Below are 19,941 nucleotides of genomic sequence, written 5' to 3'. Positions count from 1 at the left end.
AAAATTTTCAAAATTGGAAAGTCAAATCAAAAATTGCTTTCATTGAAAAAATTCATCAGCGAATCATCATCAAAACAATAAAATTCACGAAATTTGCAACTCAAAAAATAACAACCCTTATATTCTATGGAAAATAATATATTAGATTGCGTGATTGTAGGTTCTGGACCATCTGGTTATACTGCTGCTATATATGCAGCCAGAGCAGATTTAAAACCTGAATTATACACTGGTTTAGAGCCAGGAGGTCAGTTGACTACAACGACCGAAGTAGAAAACTTCCCAGGTTATCCAAACGGAATTACAGGTCCTGAAATGATGATGGATTTGCAAAAACAAGCCGAAAGATTCGAAACCAAAGTACACTATGAAATGATTACGAAAGTAGAATTTTCTAAAGAAGTAGGGGGTGTTCATAAACTTTGGGCAGGCGAAAAAGAAATTTTAGCGAAAACAGTGATTATTTCTACAGGAGCTACTGCTAAATATCTAGGTCTAGAAGACGAGAAAAAATATTCTGGAGGTGGAGTTTCTGCTTGTGCTACTTGCGACGGATTTTTCTATAGAGGCAAAGACGTAATCGTAGTAGGAGCTGGAGATACTGCAGCAGAAGAGGCTACTTATCTTTCTAAATTGTGTAACAAAGTGACCATGTTGGTAAGAAAAGACCATTTCAGAGCTTCTAAAGCAATGATTCACAAGGTAAACAATACGCCTAATATCGAAGTGAAATTCAATCATGAATTAATCTCCATCGAAGGAGAAAACAACTTAGTAGAAAGAGCAGTGGTCATCAATAACCTAACGCAAGAAACTTCTAAGATTGATGTTCATGGTATTTTCATCGCGATTGGTCACAAACCGAATACTGATGTTTTTGCAGGTCAAATTACCTTAGACGAAAACGGTTATATCATCACCGAAGGAAAATCTTCTAAAACCAATTTACCGGGTGTTTTCGCAGCAGGAGATGTACAAGACCACATCTACAGACAAGCGATTACAGCAGCGGGTTCTGGTTGTATGGCAGCCATAGATGCTGAACGTTATTTATCAGAATTAGAATAAATCATTGAAAACCTTAGTTTACATATTTTTAGGAGGCGGATTAGGGAGTGTAATGCGGTATTTGGTATCGTTTTATACTTCCAAATTCCTTTCTATCGGGAGTTTTCCTCTCGGAACATTCTTGGTAAACCTCATCGGATGCTTTTTAATAGGTCTTTTTTCGTCTTATTTTATTAAAGTAGACAATTCCCTTAAATTTCTATTGATTACTGGTTTTTGTGGAGGCTTTACCACGTTTTCTACTTTTGCAGCAGAAAACTATTCTTTATTACAAAATCAAAATTATATCGTGCTTATTTCTTATATTTTATTGAGCATAATCTTAGGAATTATAGCAGTAATATTAGGTTTTCAGGCAGCAGGCAATTAATTTTTGATGTTGAAAATTAATGCGTTATAAAAAATGTAGAAAAATCTAAAAAAATAATTTTGTCAGAATTTAAAAAGGTTCTATATTTGCACCACTGAAAACGAGATAATCGTTTCTGGAGAAATGGCAGAGTGGTCGATTGCGGCAGTCTTGAAAACTGTTGACTGTAACAGGTCCGGGGGTTCGAATCCCTCTTTCTCCGCCAAAATAATTACAAACGCTGTAAACTATTGTTTACAGCGTTTTTTCTTTTTAATCCTTTTTATACGAAGTCAGGGATTAGAAATCCGTGATTTCAAAAATTCTAACAACTCTTCTTAGGCAAAAGAATAAAAAAAATAAATCACAATCCTGGGCAAAACATCTCTAAGGTACCTCAGGGACCTAAAAAAAACAAAGTCATGTTGATCCATCTCCGTGAACTCTTTTGATAAATGCCAAAAATCGATAACGTCAAAAAGTAACTTCTGCAAAAATTTTACGACTATTTCTAAAAAAAATGAATCTAAAATTGCCTATATTTTTCCTTTTGCTATCACATATTTTTATACGTTCCCAAATAACGATACAGGGTGTTGTAAAAAATGAGGAAAATAAAAATTTGTCATATTGCGCAATAGGAATTAAGGATACTAAGATTGGGGCAATAACTAATGAAAATGGATATTATAAAATCACTATTCCAGATGAATTTCAAAATAAAAGCATTGTTTTTAAAGCCGAAGGTTATTTAGAAAAAAATCTTAATCTTGCAGAATTGAAATCTAATGCGAATGTGTATTTAGAATACAAAACCTCAAATATTCAGGAAGTAATTTTAAAGGCCAAAAAATTAAAAGAAAAAACGCTAGGAGAGAAATCCCGCCCTTTTTTAACTTTTTCAAAAATGTTCGACAAAAATGTTCCAACGATTGAACAAGGAAATATTTTTGATATCTATAAAAGAACAAAGTTAAAATCCTTTAGTTTTCATATTATTCCAAGTTCAAAATATGAACAGATAACTCTAAAATTAAATGTTTACAATGTAAAAAATTCGTTACCCTACCAATCCATATTAAATGAAAATATCATTTATAAAACCTCTACAAATGGTTGGCAAAAAATTGATCTATCAAAGTATAAATTGCTTTTTAATAATTTAGACAAAATTGCCATCACATTACAACTAGTAGATTATGTCCCTTTGAAAGATACAGATTTTGTATTTGGAATTTCCGCAAAAAAATCACTCTCAAAAAATTTAATGTTTAGATTTCAAAGTCAATCTCAGTGGGAGAAAAGTGATGGGACTTTTCTTACAAATCTTGAAATAGGTTATGATAAGAAAGCAAGCGCATCTTTGGAGAACAAAATAAATAAGGAGGAGAATATCGAAAATGATATTGAAAATAAGCTGATTAGTTTTTATAAGGCAAGAGAAGAAAGTTTGAAAACAATTTACGGCAAAAACCCAGAAGGCAAATACATAACTCTTGATGACGCTAAAATATATTATGAAGAATATGGAAAAGGGGAACCTTTAATTTTATTAGAAGGGAATAATGGACTCATTTCAGATTTTTACAATCAAATTCCAGTTTTTTCAAAACAATTTCGGGTGATTGCAGTGGATACAAGAGCCCAAGGGAAAAGTTTGGACTTTGCAGAAAAAGACTATGGATATGAAAAACTGGCAGATGATGTGCTAAAAATAGTAAAACAACTCAAATTGGAAAAAGTGAACATTATAGGCTGGAGTGATGGCGGAATAACTGGTTTAATTTTCAATTTCCAAAATCCAAATCTTGTCAATAAATTGGTGACTATTGGAGCAAACACCCATCCTAATGGTATAAAAGAAGAATTATGGTCATCCATAAAAGAAAGATATGAAAGTACAAATGATGAAAAGGAAAAGAGGAGATTGAACTTAATGATAAAATATCCAAATATTACAGAGAATGATTTGAAAAAAATAAAAAATCCCGTTTTAGTAATAGCAGGCGATAATGATGAAATAAAATTAGAGCACACAGAACAAATGGCAAAAATGATTGATGATTCAGAATTAGAGATTATTGAAAAAAGCACACATAATGTTCCTTTCGATCAACCCAAAATGCTGAACAAAAGAATTATAGACTTCTTGAAAAAATAATTGGCTAAGTTTTTTAAAATGGACACTATAGCTTACCGAAGACAACTTAATGAAGCTACTTTTTCTTCGGTATCCATCTATAATATATAACTCAATCCTACGCACCTCTTATCCCTCATATTCCCTATAACTCATTCTTTTTTTTTATTAAATTTGTGGGTAACCAATAAACGGAAACTCAATATTTCAAATTAAATACTTTCAATTATTAATAGGGAATATGTTTTTAACAATTAAAATTAGCATCTTTAAGGTCACCAGAAAGTTTATCCGAACCGCAAAATAAAACAGAAATGAAATCGAAAGTTCAACAATTAAGAGAGGAAAAAAACTTAACTCAAAGTGAGCTTGCCCAAAAAAGTGGACTTTCACTAAGAACCATTCAAAGAATTGAAGCAGGGAACATCCCAAAAGGATTCACCTTGAAGGCTCTTGCAAATACTTTTGAAATTGAACCTGAAAAACTATTGCCTTCTAAAGAAAATACAAAAATTGATAGAATAAAATGGATTAATTTCTCCAGCTTAATTGGGTTAATAATACCTTTTGGCGGTGTTATATTTCCTTTTATTTTAACCTATAAAACAAAAGATCCTAGAATCAAGGAATTAGGGAAAAGTATTGTTAGCGTTCAAATCATTTTAGCAACCGCCTTAGCAATTTCTCAAATCGCAAGTCCATTCATTCAAAAAGAGTTGTCATTGCATTTTCCACTATTTTTATATCCACTATTATTAATTTATGCCTTAAAATTACTGGTAGTGATCCTAAATGGTATAAGCTTAAATAATAATAACGATTTACACAAAAATCTAAAAATCAATTATTTATAAGTTAGTAATTAAATTGACGTAAAATTGACGTATTGATTTTGCCTTCATTTTGCTTTATAAAAAAGAAGTTTGCAAAAAAATACTCCAATGAAAATTTTAAAGAAAGTTGTATTAACGCTTTTTGTTATTTTAGTAGCCACTACAGCGGGTGGTTATATTTATTTTAACCTAAAATTCACACTAGATAAAAATTATTTGAAAGTAGAAAAAGAGAGCGGTTCTATTCCATTGACTTGGTTAGGGAAAGAAAAAACGGCCTTGTTACTTCCCATTCATTTTTCTAATGATACCATAACGTATTATTTGCAATTAGATACTGGCTCGCTTTACACTGTTTTTTATGCGAAAGCAATCCAGAATATTCCTCAAATTTCCATCCATAAAGAAATTGCAAAAGCATCTTTTTATTTAGGAAAAACCAAAGTCACTTCCGATCATTTCAAAATATACAATATGGGAAGTGAAAATAAAGATTCGCTAAAAATAATTGGTACAATGGGAGCTGACATATTGGAAGACAGAAAGACAATTATCAATTTCAAAGAAAATTACTTGGTTTTAAATGTATCAAACGTTCCCCTTATATTTCAAAACAAACTTTTTGATTTCCAATTCAAAAAAAGAAAAATAATCTTAAACGGATTTTTAAAAGCAAAAGAGGAAAAATTTTTATTTGATACAGGTACCAGTGCTTACGAATTATTAACCAACAAAGAAGTATGGAATAATTTAAAAGGATCTAACTCAAAAATAATCATTGAAAAATCAGAACAATCTTGGAATAACGTGTTAACGACATATACGGCAAATTGTAAACAAAAAATTCAAATAGCCAACGTGGAAATACCTCTTAACAATGTTACATACGTAGAAGGATTTTCACAAGCTCAATATGCCATGATGAAGTTTTCGGGCATGACTGGCATGTTAGGAAACAAAATCTTTTCCAATAATATTTTGTACATAGACTGTACCCAAAATAAAATAGCAATTGAATAAAAACCCACGCTCCGAATCTTCCAAAATTCGGAGTTTTTTACAATCTAAACTAAGCTTCCCAAAGCGAAAATGTAGAAGCCACTTTGTCTTTCTGTAAAAATCACTACCTATCCATAACCTCATCATTTCATCACCACACTAACCCCATTCTCCCATCAATCCATTTTCCAATCTCGCATCTCGTACCTCATCCCTCATCCACCGATGGCACAAACTTCTAATCCGTGACTGCAAGCCAGAACTCTGTCATTCTGAAAGAAGCCCAGTATAGTGAAGAATCTTTTCATAAAGGAAAGCATTTCAATTTTACGATTTCACAACTTCACAATTTCTCCCAATCCTTCATCTCTCATCCATCATCCCTCATCCCTCATCCTTCATCCTTCATTCTTCTTCCTTCATCCCTCACCCCTCATCCTTCATCCTTCATCCCTCATCCCTCATCCCTCATCCCTCATCCCTCATCCTTCATCCTTCATCCCTCATCCCTCATCCTTCATCCTTCATCCTTCATCCTTCATCCCTCATCCCTCATCCCTCATCCTTCATCCTTCATCCTTCATCCTTCATCCTTCATCCTTCATCCTTCATCCCTCATCCTTCATCCTTCATCCTTCATCCTTCATCCTTCATCCTTCATCCTTCATCCTTCATCCTTCATCCTTCATCCTTCATAACCTCATCACTCCATCACCTTTCACGGTGGCTGAGCACAGACTGAAGGTCTGCGAACGAAGTTCACGAAGCCAAAATTCATACAATCAGTTCCCCTCTTATAGAGGGGTGGCATTCCGAGCATCGGAATGACGGGGTGTTTTTTCCTTCAAGCAAGTAATGAATAAAGATTTTTACGGTTTTCCAATTTTATTTTATTCCTTTTATTATATTTGTAATGAACTAATAATCATAAAACTAATATGGAAATATTCCCAACTCCCTTTTCTTAATTTTCCTGATATAGCTAAAGATGTCTATGCTGACCCCTTGGCTACATTTCCTTGTGCTAATTTCTTATAAACAGAAATTTCACACCACAAAAAAACAAATCATAAATCAAGAAAACTAAATGCAACTCAACCAATCCATAATATCAGATATAAAATCTATAATCGCTCAGTCAAAAGATAGGGCGATAAGAGCAGTTGACCATCAGCGCACACTCATGTATTGGCATATTGGCAAACGGATCTTTGAAGAAGAGCAAGAAGGGAAAGACCGTGCTGATTATGGGAAATACTTAATAAAATATCTTTCAGAACAATTACAACCAGAATTCGGAAGTGGTTTTTCTAAAAGACAAATTGAGTTATTTAGACAGTTTTATCGTGTTTTTCTAATTGCGAACGCACTGCGGACACAATTAAGCTGGACACAATATAAATTGCTTTTAAGTGTTGATAGTGAGGGTGAAAAAATGACAAATAATAGATTGATTAAAAGAATTAAGGAAGGAGTCAAAAAATTAAAAAGTGAATAATCAAACTAATCCAAACTTTGACTTCGTTAAAATATTCAACGAGAACTGAGCGTACAAGCTTGTTTTTCCAGAAAGGGAAGAGGTAGATAATAATTTCAATAATTTGGGTAGGTAATTGTTTAGTTATGAATTATAATATAAAAGCATTTATAAAATTTGGGAGTGAAAAAAATATTATAGATTTATATAATAATGGAACAGTATTTCTAAATACAATTCAATATTTTAGAAATATTGAGGATGGAGAGCTAAGAGGTGATAAATATGAGGGTGTTTCTGAAGTTATTAATTCACTTCCTGGAACATTTAAAATTAAGCAAAGTGAACAGGAGTTCAGATTTGAAAAAGTCCATTTAAGAAAATCATTCAAAGAAATATTAGGGAATATCTATTCTTTATATGCAATTTCAGATAAAGGATTCCGGAATTATCAGGATTTTAAAATAGATGAAAGATTGAATGGATTTGGTTCCCATTGTTTTGTAATTGATCCCAAATCTTTTATTAACAAAATGGAAAAAACACTCCACAATCTAGGATATTCGTACAATCACGGATTTGTAGATTATTATGATAAGGAAAAAATATGTAGAGAAGTTTCCTTATTCGAAAAGCCGTTAGAATTTGAATATCAGAAAGAATTTAGATTTTTTTTGAAAAACGAAAAAATAGAACCAGTTAAAATTCAAATAGATTCTTTAGAGAATTGTTCTGAGCTTTTTAGAACAGAAGATATATTGACACTACAACTAAAACCAAAAGAATTAATATAGATGCTGACAGAAATTGAACTAAAATCTATCATTGCTTCAGGAGAAGGATATAATGCCGAATTCAAAGTAAATTTTCCTTCTAAAATTAAAGAAGTTACAGAAGAAGTATGTGCTTTTGCAAATGCTGCGGGAGGTACGCTTTTAATAGGTGTTGATGATAAAAACACAGTTCAGGGAGTAACTTTTGATAATGCAAAACGTTCTGCATTACAAAATTCTATTGGAGAAATTTCTCCCACACTTCATTGTGAGATTTATACAGCAGAAGTTGAAGGAAAGGAAATTATAGTAATAGAAGTTCCGTCTGGAGATAATAAACCTTATGTTCTTTCGGGAGCAATATATGTTCGTCAAGGTCCAAATTCTCAAAAACTGACAACCGTGGAAGAAATGAGAGATTTTTTTCAGCAGGCTGATCGCATTTATTTCGATGAAGCTCCGTGCAAAGCAATTGATATTGCCAAAGATATTCCGGAAGAAAACATCAGACAGTTCAGAGAATTAGCAGGATTTAATGGTACTATTGCTGATGAGCAGATTTTCAATAATTTAAAACTTTATACCAAAGATACTTTTCTGAAAAATGGAGCTGTATTGTTTTTCGCTCAGAATCCCGAACAATTTTTTGAAAAAGCGGTAGTAAGATGTATTGCGTTTGAAGGCACAGACAAAAGATTTATAATTGATGATAAATTAATGCAGGGGACATTGTATCAGCAGTTTCTTCAGACAATGGAGTGGCTAAAAGGAAAGCTAGATGTCCGCTATGACATTGAAGGAGTAGGTTCTCAGCCAAGAAAAGAAATATGGGAAATTCCTGAAACAGTTTTTAGAGAGGCTATTATCAATGCTTTAGCTCATAGAGATTATTATGAAAAAGGAGCAAGAATAACTATTGAATTGTTCACAGATAGGGTTGAAATATCCAATCCAGGTGGTTTGGTAAGTGGTATTCCAAGAAACGAATTTGGAAAAAGAAGTTTAAGCAGAAACCCTCTTATCTTTGGGCTATTTGAGAGAATTAGAATGGTGGAACAGATAGGTTCTGGTATTGTAAGAATGAGAGACTTAATGATAGAAGCAGGACTCACGCCTCCTGAATTTACAATGGAGGGAATGTTTACAGTAATATTTAGAAGACCTTTTGATTTTGAAAAGTGGGTAGAAAGATGGGCAGAAAAACTAACCAATAACAGAGTTAAAATTCTTAGAGAAGTTCATGCAAATAATAGAGTAACTAAAAGAGAATTAGAACAAGAAGTGGGTATAAGTGCTTCTGCTATAGATAATAACTTAAACGTTCTAAAAGAATTGGGACTGCTTGAAAGAGAAGGAAGTGATAAAGGCGGTAATTGGAAACTCAACTATATCTCACCTCAGGGTGGGTAGAAAAAGTGGGTAGCAAAAACAGAAATGCATTTAAATTAAAAGAAGAAATAATTAATTTTAGACTTTGCTAATGAGGGTGAGATATTACTATAATATAAAATCTTATATCGACATTGAAAAAAATTTAACTTTCGGCAATAAATTCAATTTACTGCCAAAACTTAACAAATATTTTATTCGCAAAACACTACACAATGTGTAGTTGATAGTAAACAAAGTATGGATAAGAAAGTGACTTTAATATAAGCCTATTTAAATGAAGTCATTTCTAAAGAAAGTCTTCTCTGTTATGTATCAAAATCGGCCATTATTTGGGTTTTCCTTCGTGTTAGCTAGTGATTTTTTCGTGTTTCTTTATAATCAGCCTCGGAAAAGTACCATAAATTACGAACAAACCACGAACAAACCTAAAACTTGAGTAGAACTTGACCCTAACTTGATTGGGAGAAAAATGATGGGGTTTTATGATTTTTAACTATTTTATGGTTTTCTGTAATTTTATTAGATAACTTTTATTAATTTTGTAAGAAACTAATTATTATGAGCTTAGATTAAAAATTATTTCATTTTTCTAAGGATAAAATTTGTTGAAAAAATACATCTAATAATGAATTAGATATTATATTTTAGAGTTAATTTTAAACCGAACAAATTTCCATATGAATAGCTATTTATTTAATAATGAAAAAATATAATTTTATAGATTTATTTGCTGGTGCGGGTGGCTTATCAGAAGGCTTTATAAGAGCTGGTTTTAATCCAATTGCTCATGTTGAAATGAATCCAGACGCTTGTAATACTCTTAAAACAAGAACTGCATTTCACTACTTAAAAGAGAAAGGTAGAGTAAATGAATATTATGAATATTTAAAAGGGGAAATAACACGTGATGAATTATGGTCTAAAATTCCACAACATTTAATTAGTTCGGTTATTAACAAAGAAATTTCACCTGAAACATTGCCTCAGATTTTTAATATTATTGACCAAGAACTCCAAAAAAAAGATGTAGATATAGTCATAGGAGGTCCTCCATGTCAAGCATATTCTGTAGCTGGAAGAGCTAGAAAAAATATGGATGATGACCCTAGAAATCATCTATACAAACATTATGTGGAATTTTTGAAAAAGTACAAACCAAAAATGTTTGTTTTTGAAAACGTTCCTGGTATTCTTTCAGCTAATAACGGTCATTATTTACAATTAATATTTGATGCTGTTAGAGATGCAGGATATGAACTCGATAAAAAAGTCTTGAATGCCAAAGATTTTGGTGTATTGCAAGACCGTAAAAGAGTAATTATTATTGGTTGGAAAATTGATTTGGAGATTGGATATCCAGAGTTTGATAAATCAGAAATGGAATATGAGATTGCCAAACATCTTTTTGCAGATTTACCTAAAATAAAAAGTGGACAAGGAAATTGGGGGGTTTCTAAATATGCAAGTAAAGCCAATGAGTATTTAGAAAAATCGGGAATCAGAAACGGCATTGATTTCACGACACAACACATTTCCCGTTTCAACAATGAGAACGATTTAGAAATATACAAAATTGCGGTAGAAAAATGGATTAACGAAGGAAAACGCCTAAATTATGCAGAACTTCCACCAAGATTGATAAAACATAACAACACCAAAACTTTTACCAATCGTTTTCAGGTGGTGAATCACAAAGGCGTTTCACATACTGTAGTCGCGCATATTTGTGCAGACGGACATTATTACATTCATCCTGATATCAAACAAAACCGTTCGATTACCGTGCGTGAAGCTGCTAGAATACAGTCTTTTCCAGATGATTATTTCTTTGAATCAAGCAGAACGGCGGCTTTTAAACAGATTGGAAATGCGGTTCCTCCATTAATGGCTGAAAGAATAGCCGAAAAAATTAAAGAAATGTTGTTATGAATAAACCTCAGAAAGGAAATTTTATATTTAAGCCAAGAGCTAGAATTATAAAAACAATAGGAGAAGAACTTATTAGTAATGATAATGTAGCTGTTATTGAATTAGTAAAGAACAGTTACGATGCAGAATCACCTATTGTAGAGATTACATTTAAAGGGAATGTAAAAGAAAAACAAGAGGGTAAAAAAAACAAGAGGTATATAGACCGAAATAATGCCTCTATAGTAATTTATGATGAAGGTAAAGGAATGGATTTTCAAACCATTGAATCTGCCTGGATGGAACCTGCAACAAACTTTAAAAAGAAAGGAGAAAATCAGAATACTCAAAGAAAATTTACAGGAGAAAAAGGAATAGGTCGTTTTGCTTCTGCAAAATTAGCATCAAAATTAGAATTGATAACAAAGCAGGAAAATAGTAATGAAGAAATTGTAGTAAACTTTAATTGGGATGATTTTTCAGATGAGGAAAAATATCTTGAAAAAATTCAGGTTGAGTGGGAAATAAGAGAAGCAAAAGAAATAAAGAAAAAAGGTACAATATTAAAGTTAATTGATTTAAATAATGATTGGGATGAAGATAAAATCAGAGAATTAAGAGTAACACTATCAAGATTATTAAATCCAATTGTACCGACTGAAGACTTTCTGATCAGTCTCAGTATTCCTAAGGGACTGGATAAAACTCTGGATGGAACTATTGAAAGACCGGGAACATTAAATAAACCAGATTATTATATAAAAGGAACTGTTTCTGAATACGGAAGACCAAAAAAAATTACATTTTTCAGTAAAAATATTGGTAGCGAAGAAACTCTATCTTTTTCGGATAAAGAATTTTTATTGAAGGACCCACCAAGAACATCTTTAACAGGTGAGTTCAGTTTTGAATTTAGAATATGGAACAGAGATGACTTAACAAAGCTATCAAAAGAAGTCAACTCAACTGTTAAGAATGTAAAAAAGGATTTAGATGATTTATCTGGTATTAGCATTTATCGTGATAATGTAAGAGTTTTACCTTATGGAAACAAGAATAATGACTGGGCAAGACTTGATATACGCAGGGTAAATAATCCTACCTTGAGGTTAAGTAATAATCAGATTGTAGGTTATATTTCTATAGGTTTGGATTCAAATCCTCTATTAAAGGATCAGAGTAATCGGGAAGGAATTGTTGAAGGACAGGCATTAGAGGATTTAAAAGAGCTGATCAAGCTTATTTTAAATGAGGTAGAACAAAGAAGATACAGCGAACGTCCTCGTGAAAATGACAAACAGAATATTTCACAGCAAAGCTTATTTGAGAAGTTTTCACTTAGCTCTATTTCAACTCTTGTAAAAGAGAAAATCCCTGAAAACAAACAGATTATTGAAGCTGTTGAAAAAAAGGATGTTGAAATTAAAGAAAGCATCACTAAAGTTCAGGATGTAATTTCAAGATATAGAAGATTAACTACTTTAGGACAATTGATAGATGCTGTTGTTCACGATGGGGGAAATTATCTGAATAAAATTGATATGCAGGCAACCATTTTGACAAAAGAAATGAAGAAAGCCGAAATCAACAAAGAGAAAATATCAGAACACATAAACAATATACAAAGCTTAAGAAAAGATTTCGCTCAGTTATTCCGTAGAATAGAACCATTTGGTGGTAGAAGAAGAGGCCGTCCCAAAGCTATAGTTTTAGAAGAGGTTATAAATAATCAGTTTTTACTTTCTCACATCGATTTGGAAAAACTGAATATTTCTTATTCCGTTTCAAAGACCAGAAATGTTGTCACAATGGATGAAGCTGAACTAGGTATTATATTTATGAATCTGATTCAGAATTCAATATACTGGCTTGAAAATATAGAGACTGAAAGAAATATTAAAGTAGAGGTTGATAGATCGGATTCATCCGAACTATCTGTAATTTTCAGTGACAGTGGACCTGGTATAAAAGATGGTACTGAGGCAGATATTTTTGACCCTTATTTTAGTACTAAACCAGATGGTATAGGACTAGGACTTGCAATGATTGGAGAATTGATCTCTGAGTATAATGGAGAATTTATGTTAGTTAACAACGGACCTTTGGATGGAGCTACTTTTAAAATAACCTTTAGATATAGAATATGAGTAAAGAATTAAGATTACTTTATGTCGAAGACGATAAAGAAAACAGAGATGGATTAACTGAAATTTTATCCGATGAAATAATTGGAGATTACATATTAAAAATTGATACTGTCGATTCTTTCGATAATGCTTTTGATATTATAGTTAAAAATAACTACCATATAATAATTCTTGATTTATTTAAAGGGAAACCTGATGATGGAGGAGAACAGATAGGCTTAAAAATACTTGAACAAGTTCAGTCTCATAGCTTCGTTCCCGTAATATTTTATTCTGGGAATACAAAGAATGTTGAAGAGCTTAAATCACAGATAGTTGGTATTGTTACAAAAGGTGATGATGGGATTAAAGGATTAAAAAATGAAATAGAACGTTTGATTAAATTTAATTTACCTTTTGTAAAAGAAAATCTACATCTTTACATCGAACACGAGCTTAAAACATATTTTTGGGATATTATACATAAACAAAGAGATAAATTTACACCCGAACATAATGATTTTTCATTAGGTTATTTAATGCTCAGAAAATTTGGAAATTCTCTTTCAAAAGAACGAATATCTGAAATTATAGGAAATAGTGAACTTCAAAAAGATAAAGTTCATCCAATGGAATTTTATTTGTATCCTACAGACATAGACAGAGAATATGAATGTGGTGAAATACTTCAAAAAGAGAATGAAATTTTTATAGTATTAACTCCGAGCTGTGATTTTGTAGAAAGATTTGGCAAAAAAGGAGAAAGTTTAGGTAGAAAAGTTGGTAAGATATTATTAGCAAAAGCAGAATTATTATCCGATACAAGTGAGTTTGTTGCGTACTGTGGTAACAAAAACAATGATAATAAAATTAAATTATCTAAATTAATTACATCTGGGAAGTCTGATAGATATTTTTTTCTGCCTCAAACTCCATTTATTGAAAATAGAGTCATTGACTTTCAAAGTAAAGAAATGGTTGAATATGGTGACTTAAAAGATTTTATAAGATTAGCGAAACTAGACAATCCTTTCGCTGAGGGAATGATAGCTAGTTTTATTCGATATTACAACCGAATTGGCTACCCTGATATTGATTCGGACTATGTAATTGACAGATTATAAGTTAGTTTTTTTTACGCTCTGCCAACGCACAGAAAAAATACAGCTTTGTCTCTTCCGTTATTGTAATAGTCCTTTCTATATGGATTTATTTTCTTTCAAAAGATTTAAAGGAAACAAATGAAGTTTTAGAACAATGTTCTGAGCGATATTATATGGAAGTTAATAAATAGATTAGATTTATTATAAAATATAGAATTATTAATTGATAGAGATTAAATTCTGATCAAATTAATCTGGAATATTTATTCCTTTTTCATCTTCAAATTCTTTGAAAAATTTTTCTAAAGAATATCTTTCATGTCTTAATATGTTATAGATTGTTGACAAAGGAATATTATAACCCTCAGGAAGTTTTATTTTTGAAATAGTTGATGATGTTATTCCACAAAGTTTGGCATATTCATTTTGTGAAATGATTTTTCCATTTTGATCATGATATTCTCTTAGAAATTTACTTTCAATAAAGTTACACAAGTGTTTATTAACGAGTGAATTTTTTTTATTTAAAATTTCCTTGCCTTCCATTTTTAAACAAATCTTTATCAAATGAAAAGATTTAAATAAAAAATACTGTTCGCTAAAGCGAATGATTTGAAAAAAATAATTATATTTGTAAAAATTACATTGTATATGTAATTTTGCGATACTTCAACAAAATATTAGAAGCTATTGCTTAGAATCTCGATTCGAAAACTGGTAATTTTTAGTACACGAGAGGATAAGTAAAAAGCTCACGACCTAGGCGTGGGCTCTCTTATCTGTGTACAGGCTTACCAGGGCCCCGAATCGGATAATGTAGAGTCCCATGCCGTTTTCTTTTATGCCGTCCGCATCATCTACATTTTTCTAAGCCGCTTTTCAAAATACAGTATCAAATAGACGGATACAATGGCAGCGCACCATTGCGGCTTATTAGCTTTCACGGGACATTTCATCATTCATATTAAATTCAGACCACTTTGCAGAGGGAGGCTATCCTTTGGTATTCTTCCTCTCTTAGAGGTCAATTAAAAACCTAAAACCAAGAAACAGACAGTCCACAAAACCACAAACCATAGAAAAACTCAATTAAAAAAGCCCTTTCCGCAAAAGTTGACGCTACGCAGGAAAGAGCAAAGTCTAATAAATTAAACCTTAACAAAAATATGAAAAATATTTTTTGCAGGGCATTCTTGTCCCTATTTTTAACCTTACTAGCCTTCACCACAGGCTTATCACAGAACAAATCTCTTACTATAGGAGAAGCACTTCCAGAAAGTGTATGGTCTACTCCCTTACAATTGGTCAACCATTCACAGAAAACCATGACTCTTAATCAGGATAAAGAAAAGCTCATTCTTCTTGACTTTTGGAACACATGGTGCAGCAGTTGCTTGGCCAACTTTCCGAAAATGGAAGAACTCCAAAAACAATTTGCCGACAAAATAAAAATTATCCCAGTCAGCAACCAAGACCGCCCAACCCTAGAAAAATTCTTTGCCACTAAAAACGGTCAGCGCTATAAACAAGTGGTTTCTGTAGCAGGGGATAAAATCCTACATCAGCTGTTCCCACATAAAGGCGTGCCCTATATCGTATGGATCAAAGATGGTAAACTACTCAATACCACAGATGCAGAACAGGTAACAGAAACTTCGATTTCAGAAATACTCGGAAACAAGAAATCCTCATTACAGACGGTGACTCAAATCGATAAAACCCGACCACTCATGCTTTCTGAAAATTACGATACCGAAAAGGAAACAGAATTGCAATCCTTTGCTTTTCTTTCAAAAGGCAGAATCAGAGCATTAGATTTTGGAACATGGTTTCATAGGGATAAAGGCAAGACCTACGGCAGACAGTTCACGAACAAATCTCTTTTAGAAATATATAGAGCAATAGGTTATGAACTTTTTGAGCAAAGAGGGGATGTTTTAAGTGAAAAACGAATGTTAAATACCATTCAACAACCTGAAAATATAGATTTCAATACCAATATCACCAGTAAAGAAACCGACGCCAAATTATACAGCATAGATTTTATAGTTCCAAAAAGCCAAGCAGATTCCTTGTACAGCAAAATGCTCCGTTTTATCAATGAAAATACGCCTTACACAGTAAGTTTAGAGAAAATAGTAACTCAATGCCTTGTACTGAAACGCACTTCTGGAAAAGATAAAATCGCCACAAAAGGAGGTGTTTTTGTAAATAAATTTCTAAAAACACCATCGGTGTTGCAAAACGCTACTTTGGATTATATGCTCTCAGCACTTAATGTTAACAAGAATATCACCGCTCTACCTGTCATTGATGAAACAGGATATAAAGGAAAAGTAGACTTGCGCTTTTCAAATGTAAATGACATTAAAACTCTTCAGAAAGAATTAGCCCAATATGACCTCGCATTGGAAGAGGAAGAACGAGCAATCTTGATGCTTGTGATTAAAGACAAATAATACCATCAACAACAAAAGAACAAATTAAAAAAACATGAAGAAAATTTTGATTTTACCTGTGTTCTGTTGCAGCATAGGAATAATGGCACAACAAAAGATAAGTGGAGTAGTGCTAGATGCTTCAACAGAGAAACCCCTTGTTGGAATCCGTGTAGGAATTCCTCAAACAAAAACCACCACTTTTACAGATGGGGAAGGACGTTTTGTACTTTCCATAAGTGGAAACAATTCAAAAGTTGTAACCCTACATCTATCTGGTGAAGAGTACAACAGCCGAGAACAAAGCCTAAAACTTCCTGTGCAAAAACCACTTGTATTGTATTTATCATTGAATGTAAAAGAAATACAGGAAGTAGTACTATCTAACGGATACCAAAAAATTCCTAAAGAAAGAGCAACGGGTTCTTTCTCATCAGCAGATGGAAAACTTTTGCAACAGCAGGTGAGTACCAATATCATGGACAGACTTACCTCCATTATGAGCGGATTAACCGAAAGTAAAGGATTGAGTGATAATGGTCAACTGATGATAAGAGGACTGAGTACTTTAAAAGGTCCTAAAAGCCCTTTGATTATTCTGGATAATTTCCCTTATGAAGGAGATTTAAGCCGTATCAATCCCAATATGGTAGAAAATATTACCGTACTGAAAGATGCCGCCGCATCTAGCATTTGGGGAGCAAGAGCCGCCAATGGTGTCATTGTCATTACCACAAAAAACTCAAAATTCAATCAGCCATTCTCCTTAGAATTTACCGCAAATACCACTGTGAGTTCAAGACCTGATTTGGGATATAGCCGTCAAATGAGAAGCACAGATTTTATAGATGTAGAAATGGAGCTTTTTAAAAAAGGCTACTATGACAGTGATATCAACTCACCCAATCATCCTGTACTCACCTCAGTAGTAGATTTGTTGAATAAAGAAAGGCAAGGAATAATTACGCAAGATGAAGCTATAAAACAGATTGACCGTTTGCGTGCAATAGATGTACGAGACCAGTACAGAAAATATATGTATCTGCCGATGGAAAACAAGCAATACGCACTTAATTTATCTGGAGGTACCCCTCAATTAGCGTGGACGTCATTCATAGGTTATGATGATAATATCGGAAACCTTGAAGAAAAGTACCAAAGATTAAATACCAGATTTCAGACCACATGGCGCCCATTTGAAAAGGTAACCATAACTACGGGAGTTTATTTTACCAATACCAGTTCTAAAAGTGGAAGAAGTGCATATAATTCGGTGACGATAAAAGGGAATTGGAAAATTCCTTATCTAGAATTTGCAGATGAACAAGGTAATCCTCTAGTCGTCAACTCTATTTTTGACCAAAATTATAAAAATAGTTTACAAGGAAGCGGATTATTAGACTGGAATTACTATCCCATTACCGATTGGCAGCATAATGTTTCAAAGAATAATACCTATGAAATCATCATCAATACTGGTATTAATTACAAATTGTTTAAAGGATTAGAAGCAGATGTGAAATATCAGTATCAGCGAGTGAATGGGCAAAGTTCAACCCTATATGATGAGCAAAGTTATAATGGAAGATATTTAATTAACAGTTTCGCCCAGAAAAATCAAGATGGAAGCATTAAGTTCATCATTCCTAAGGGAGGAATTCTAACTCAAGGAAATAGTCAAACTTCCATTAATAACTTTAGAGGACAACTCAATTACAATAAGAATTTTGGGAAACATAGTATCTCAGCATTAGCAGGAGGAGAAATAAGAGAAACAGTTACCAATTATGAGAATAATCGCTATTATGGTTATAATTCGTATGATAGGTCTGTTGGGGTTGTAGACTATACCCGTCCATATCCTCATTTTGTGACAGGAGATAATAATTTTATCGAAAAAAATATGTCATTGAGGGAAACCCATCTGAATTTTTTATCCTTTTTTGCCAATGCTGCCTATACTTTTGATAAGAAATATGTCGTATCAGGAAGTATGAGAAGAGATGCCAGCAATCTTTTCGGGCTTACCACCAATGACCAGTGGAATCCGTTTTGGTCAGCAGGTTTAGCATGGAATATATCCAATGAAGACTTTTATAAGGTAAAATGGCTTCCTAGTATCAAGTTAAGAGGCTCTTATGGTTTCAACGGAAATATAGACCCAGCAATGGTTGCGGTGACCACTGTTGCCTATGACCCTGATGTATCTGTTTATACAGGTGAACCGATGGCAAGAATAGACCAGTATTTTAATCCCCAATTGCGCTGGGAGATGATGAGAATGATTAATGTTGGAATTGATTTTGCTACAAAAAACAATCGTATAACGGGTTCGCTAGAATTTTACAACAAAAAAGGAAGCAACCTTTTTGGGCTAGCTCCTATCGATTATACGACTGGAGTCACTACCATGCTATGGAATGTGGCAGGAATGAAAGGCAACGGGATAGATGTGGTGCTCAATACTAAGAATATTGATAAAGCATTCAAATGGAACAGTATTATCAATTTCAGCACCTATAAAGATGAAGTAACCGATTATTATCTTCCTACTACTTTTGCCAGTGATTTTGTTACCCAATCAGGTTCTACCGCTCCCATATCAGGAGTTATTGGACTGCCTGTGTATTCTGTTTTTGCATATAAATGGGCTGGGCTTGACCCCGAAACAGGAGCACCGAGAGGTTACCTTAATGGTGAAATTAGTCAGCAATATTCAGAAATCACCTCCTCAGATAGAGGAATTGAAGATTTACAATATTTTGGTTCTGCCATCCCTACCAGTTTTGGTTCTTTTATCAATTCATTGAGTTATATGCAATTGAACTTGGATATAGGCATCACCTATAAATTCGGGTATTGGTTCAGAAGAAGTTCTATTAATTATACCAATCTTATCAGCAGTAGAGATGGTCACAGCGATTATGAGTACAGATGGCAGAAACCTGGTGATGAACTCATGACACATGTTCCAGCAAATTCATATACCTCCAATTCTGCAAGAGATGCTTTCTATAACGGTTCCTCGATATTGGTAGAAAAAGGAGACCATATCCGATTGCAGTACATCAATGTAGGGTATCAATTCAACAATACCCAACTGAAAGGCATTTCGATGAAAAGTTTACACATATATTGTTCTGTTAGCAATTTAGGAATGCTCTGGAAAGCCAATAAATCGGGAATAGACCCTGATTACAACTGGGGAACTTATTCCTTAAAACCAGTGACGACCTATTCATTTGGGCTTCGTGCTCAATTTTAAATATTCCTTGAATCATAAATCATTAAATAAAAAATAAGATGATAAATAATAAAATAATACGATTAGTAGG

Annotated in this window: 14 protein-coding genes and 1 tRNA gene; 14 read left to right on the top strand and 1 reads right to left on the bottom strand. The window is 32.9% G+C overall.

Annotated elements, in window-relative coordinates; all coding sequences use genetic code 11:
- The first annotated feature begins 126 nt into the window (after window positions 1-126).
- The 12 genes from trxB to QO190_RS06285 all read left to right on the top strand — a co-directional run bounded on the left by trxB (window position 127) and on the right by QO190_RS06285 (window position 14,189).
- On the top strand, window positions 127-1,068 hold the full coding sequence (trxB, locus tag QO190_RS06340) for a thioredoxin-disulfide reductase (RefSeq protein ID WP_371461570.1): 942 nt from the start codon (window positions 127-129) through the stop codon (window positions 1,066-1,068).
- Window positions 1,069-1,072: 4 nt separating this feature from the next.
- Complete coding sequence (gene crcB / locus QO190_RS06335; RefSeq protein WP_371461568.1) at window positions 1,073-1,438, top strand: fluoride efflux transporter CrcB; 366 nt, start codon at window positions 1,073-1,075, stop codon at window positions 1,436-1,438.
- A gap of 117 nt (window positions 1,439-1,555) precedes the next feature.
- Window positions 1,556-1,643 (top strand) — tRNA-Ser (locus QO190_RS06330).
- 294 nt (window positions 1,644-1,937) lie between these two features.
- On the top strand, window positions 1,938-3,578 hold the full coding sequence (locus QO190_RS06325) for an alpha/beta fold hydrolase (RefSeq protein WP_371461567.1): 1,641 nt from the start codon (window positions 1,938-1,940) through the stop codon (window positions 3,576-3,578).
- A 293-nt stretch (window positions 3,579-3,871) separates the two neighbouring features.
- Window positions 3,872-4,411 carry a helix-turn-helix domain-containing protein gene (locus QO190_RS06320; protein ID WP_371461565.1) on the top strand — a complete coding sequence of 180 codons (540 nt, stop codon included), beginning with the start codon at window positions 3,872-3,874 and terminating at the stop codon, window positions 4,409-4,411.
- Window positions 4,412-4,498: 87 nt separating this feature from the next.
- On the top strand, window positions 4,499-5,410 hold the full coding sequence (locus QO190_RS06315; protein WP_371461564.1) for a hypothetical protein: 912 nt from the start codon (window positions 4,499-4,501) through the stop codon (window positions 5,408-5,410).
- Between the two features lie 1,066 nt (window positions 5,411-6,476).
- Window positions 6,477-6,887 carry a DUF1016 N-terminal domain-containing protein gene (locus QO190_RS06310; RefSeq protein WP_371461563.1) on the top strand — a complete coding sequence of 137 codons (411 nt, stop codon included), beginning with the start codon at window positions 6,477-6,479 and terminating at the stop codon, window positions 6,885-6,887.
- A 125-nt stretch (window positions 6,888-7,012) separates the two neighbouring features.
- Window positions 7,013-7,660 carry a hypothetical protein gene (locus QO190_RS06305; protein WP_371461561.1) on the top strand — a complete coding sequence of 216 codons (648 nt, stop codon included), beginning with the start codon at window positions 7,013-7,015 and terminating at the stop codon, window positions 7,658-7,660.
- Window positions 7,661-9,049: an RNA-binding domain-containing protein gene (locus QO190_RS06300; RefSeq protein ID WP_371461560.1), complete on the top strand. Its 1,389-nt coding sequence runs from the start codon at window positions 7,661-7,663 to the stop codon at window positions 9,047-9,049.
- 681 nt (window positions 9,050-9,730) lie between these two features.
- A complete protein-coding gene (locus QO190_RS06295; protein ID WP_371461559.1) occupies window positions 9,731-10,960 on the top strand; it encodes a DNA cytosine methyltransferase in 1,230 nt (409 codons plus the stop codon).
- Complete coding sequence (locus tag QO190_RS06290) at window positions 10,957-13,086, top strand: ATP-binding protein (protein WP_371461558.1); 2,130 nt, start codon at window positions 10,957-10,959, stop codon at window positions 13,084-13,086. The genes QO190_RS06295 and QO190_RS06290 overlap by 4 nt, the downstream gene beginning before the upstream one ends.
- Entirely contained in the window at window positions 13,083-14,189 is a 1,107-nt protein-coding gene (locus QO190_RS06285) for a hypothetical protein (RefSeq protein WP_371461557.1), read from the top strand. The genes QO190_RS06290 and QO190_RS06285 overlap by 4 nt, the downstream gene beginning before the upstream one ends.
- A gap of 228 nt (window positions 14,190-14,417) precedes the next feature.
- Here the strand turns inward: QO190_RS06285 and QO190_RS06280 are convergent, their stop codons facing one another.
- Complete coding sequence (locus tag QO190_RS06280) at window positions 14,418-14,714, bottom strand: hypothetical protein (protein ID WP_069798777.1); 297 nt, start codon at window positions 14,712-14,714, stop codon at window positions 14,418-14,420.
- A 620-nt stretch (window positions 14,715-15,334) separates the two neighbouring features.
- Between QO190_RS06280 and QO190_RS06275 the strand changes: the two genes are divergently transcribed.
- The gene (locus QO190_RS06275) at window positions 15,335-16,627 is read left to right on the top strand and encodes a TlpA family protein disulfide reductase (protein ID WP_371461556.1); all 1,293 of its coding nucleotides are present in this window, start codon (window positions 15,335-15,337) and stop codon (window positions 16,625-16,627) included.
- Between the two features lie 34 nt (window positions 16,628-16,661).
- Complete coding sequence (locus QO190_RS06270; protein ID WP_371461554.1) at window positions 16,662-19,871, top strand: SusC/RagA family TonB-linked outer membrane protein; 3,210 nt, start codon at window positions 16,662-16,664, stop codon at window positions 19,869-19,871.
- Window positions 19,872-19,941: the final 70 nt, after the last annotated feature.

Source organism: Cloacibacterium sp. Arc13 (assembly GCF_041431305.1).
GTDB lineage: Bacteria > Bacteroidota > Bacteroidia > Flavobacteriales > Weeksellaceae > Cloacibacterium > Cloacibacterium caeni_B.
Note: the sequence above shows the minus strand (reverse complement) of the source record. Positions and strands in the feature narration are given on the sequence as shown.

Excerpts from the sequence above, each read along its gene's own strand:
- trxB (WP_371461570.1), top strand. The coding sequence starts at position 127 with ATGGAAAATAATATATTAGATTGCGTGATTGTAGGTTCTGGACCATCT.
- QO190_RS06325 (WP_371461567.1), top strand. The coding sequence starts at position 1,938 with ATGAATCTAAAATTGCCTATATTTTTCCTTTTGCTATCACATATTTTT.
- QO190_RS06320 (WP_371461565.1), top strand. The coding sequence starts at position 3,872 with ATGAAATCGAAAGTTCAACAATTAAGAGAGGAAAAAAACTTAACTCAA.
- QO190_RS06315 (WP_371461564.1), top strand. The coding sequence starts at position 4,499 with ATGAAAATTTTAAAGAAAGTTGTATTAACGCTTTTTGTTATTTTAGTA.
- QO190_RS06310 (WP_371461563.1), top strand. The coding sequence starts at position 6,477 with ATGCAACTCAACCAATCCATAATATCAGATATAAAATCTATAATCGCT.
- QO190_RS06305 (WP_371461561.1), top strand. The coding sequence starts at position 7,013 with ATGAATTATAATATAAAAGCATTTATAAAATTTGGGAGTGAAAAAAAT.
- QO190_RS06300 (WP_371461560.1), top strand. The coding sequence starts at position 7,661 with ATGCTGACAGAAATTGAACTAAAATCTATCATTGCTTCAGGAGAAGGA.
- QO190_RS06295 (WP_371461559.1), top strand. The coding sequence starts at position 9,731 with ATGAAAAAATATAATTTTATAGATTTATTTGCTGGTGCGGGTGGCTTA.
- QO190_RS06290 (WP_371461558.1), top strand. The coding sequence starts at position 10,957 with ATGAATAAACCTCAGAAAGGAAATTTTATATTTAAGCCAAGAGCTAGA.
- QO190_RS06285 (WP_371461557.1), top strand. The coding sequence starts at position 13,083 with ATGAGTAAAGAATTAAGATTACTTTATGTCGAAGACGATAAAGAAAAC.
- QO190_RS06280 (WP_069798777.1), bottom strand. The coding sequence starts at position 14,714 with ATGGAAGGCAAGGAAATTTTAAATAAAAAAAATTCACTCGTTAATAAA.
- QO190_RS06275 (WP_371461556.1), top strand. The coding sequence starts at position 15,335 with ATGAAAAATATTTTTTGCAGGGCATTCTTGTCCCTATTTTTAACCTTA.
- QO190_RS06270 (WP_371461554.1), top strand. The coding sequence starts at position 16,662 with ATGAAGAAAATTTTGATTTTACCTGTGTTCTGTTGCAGCATAGGAATA.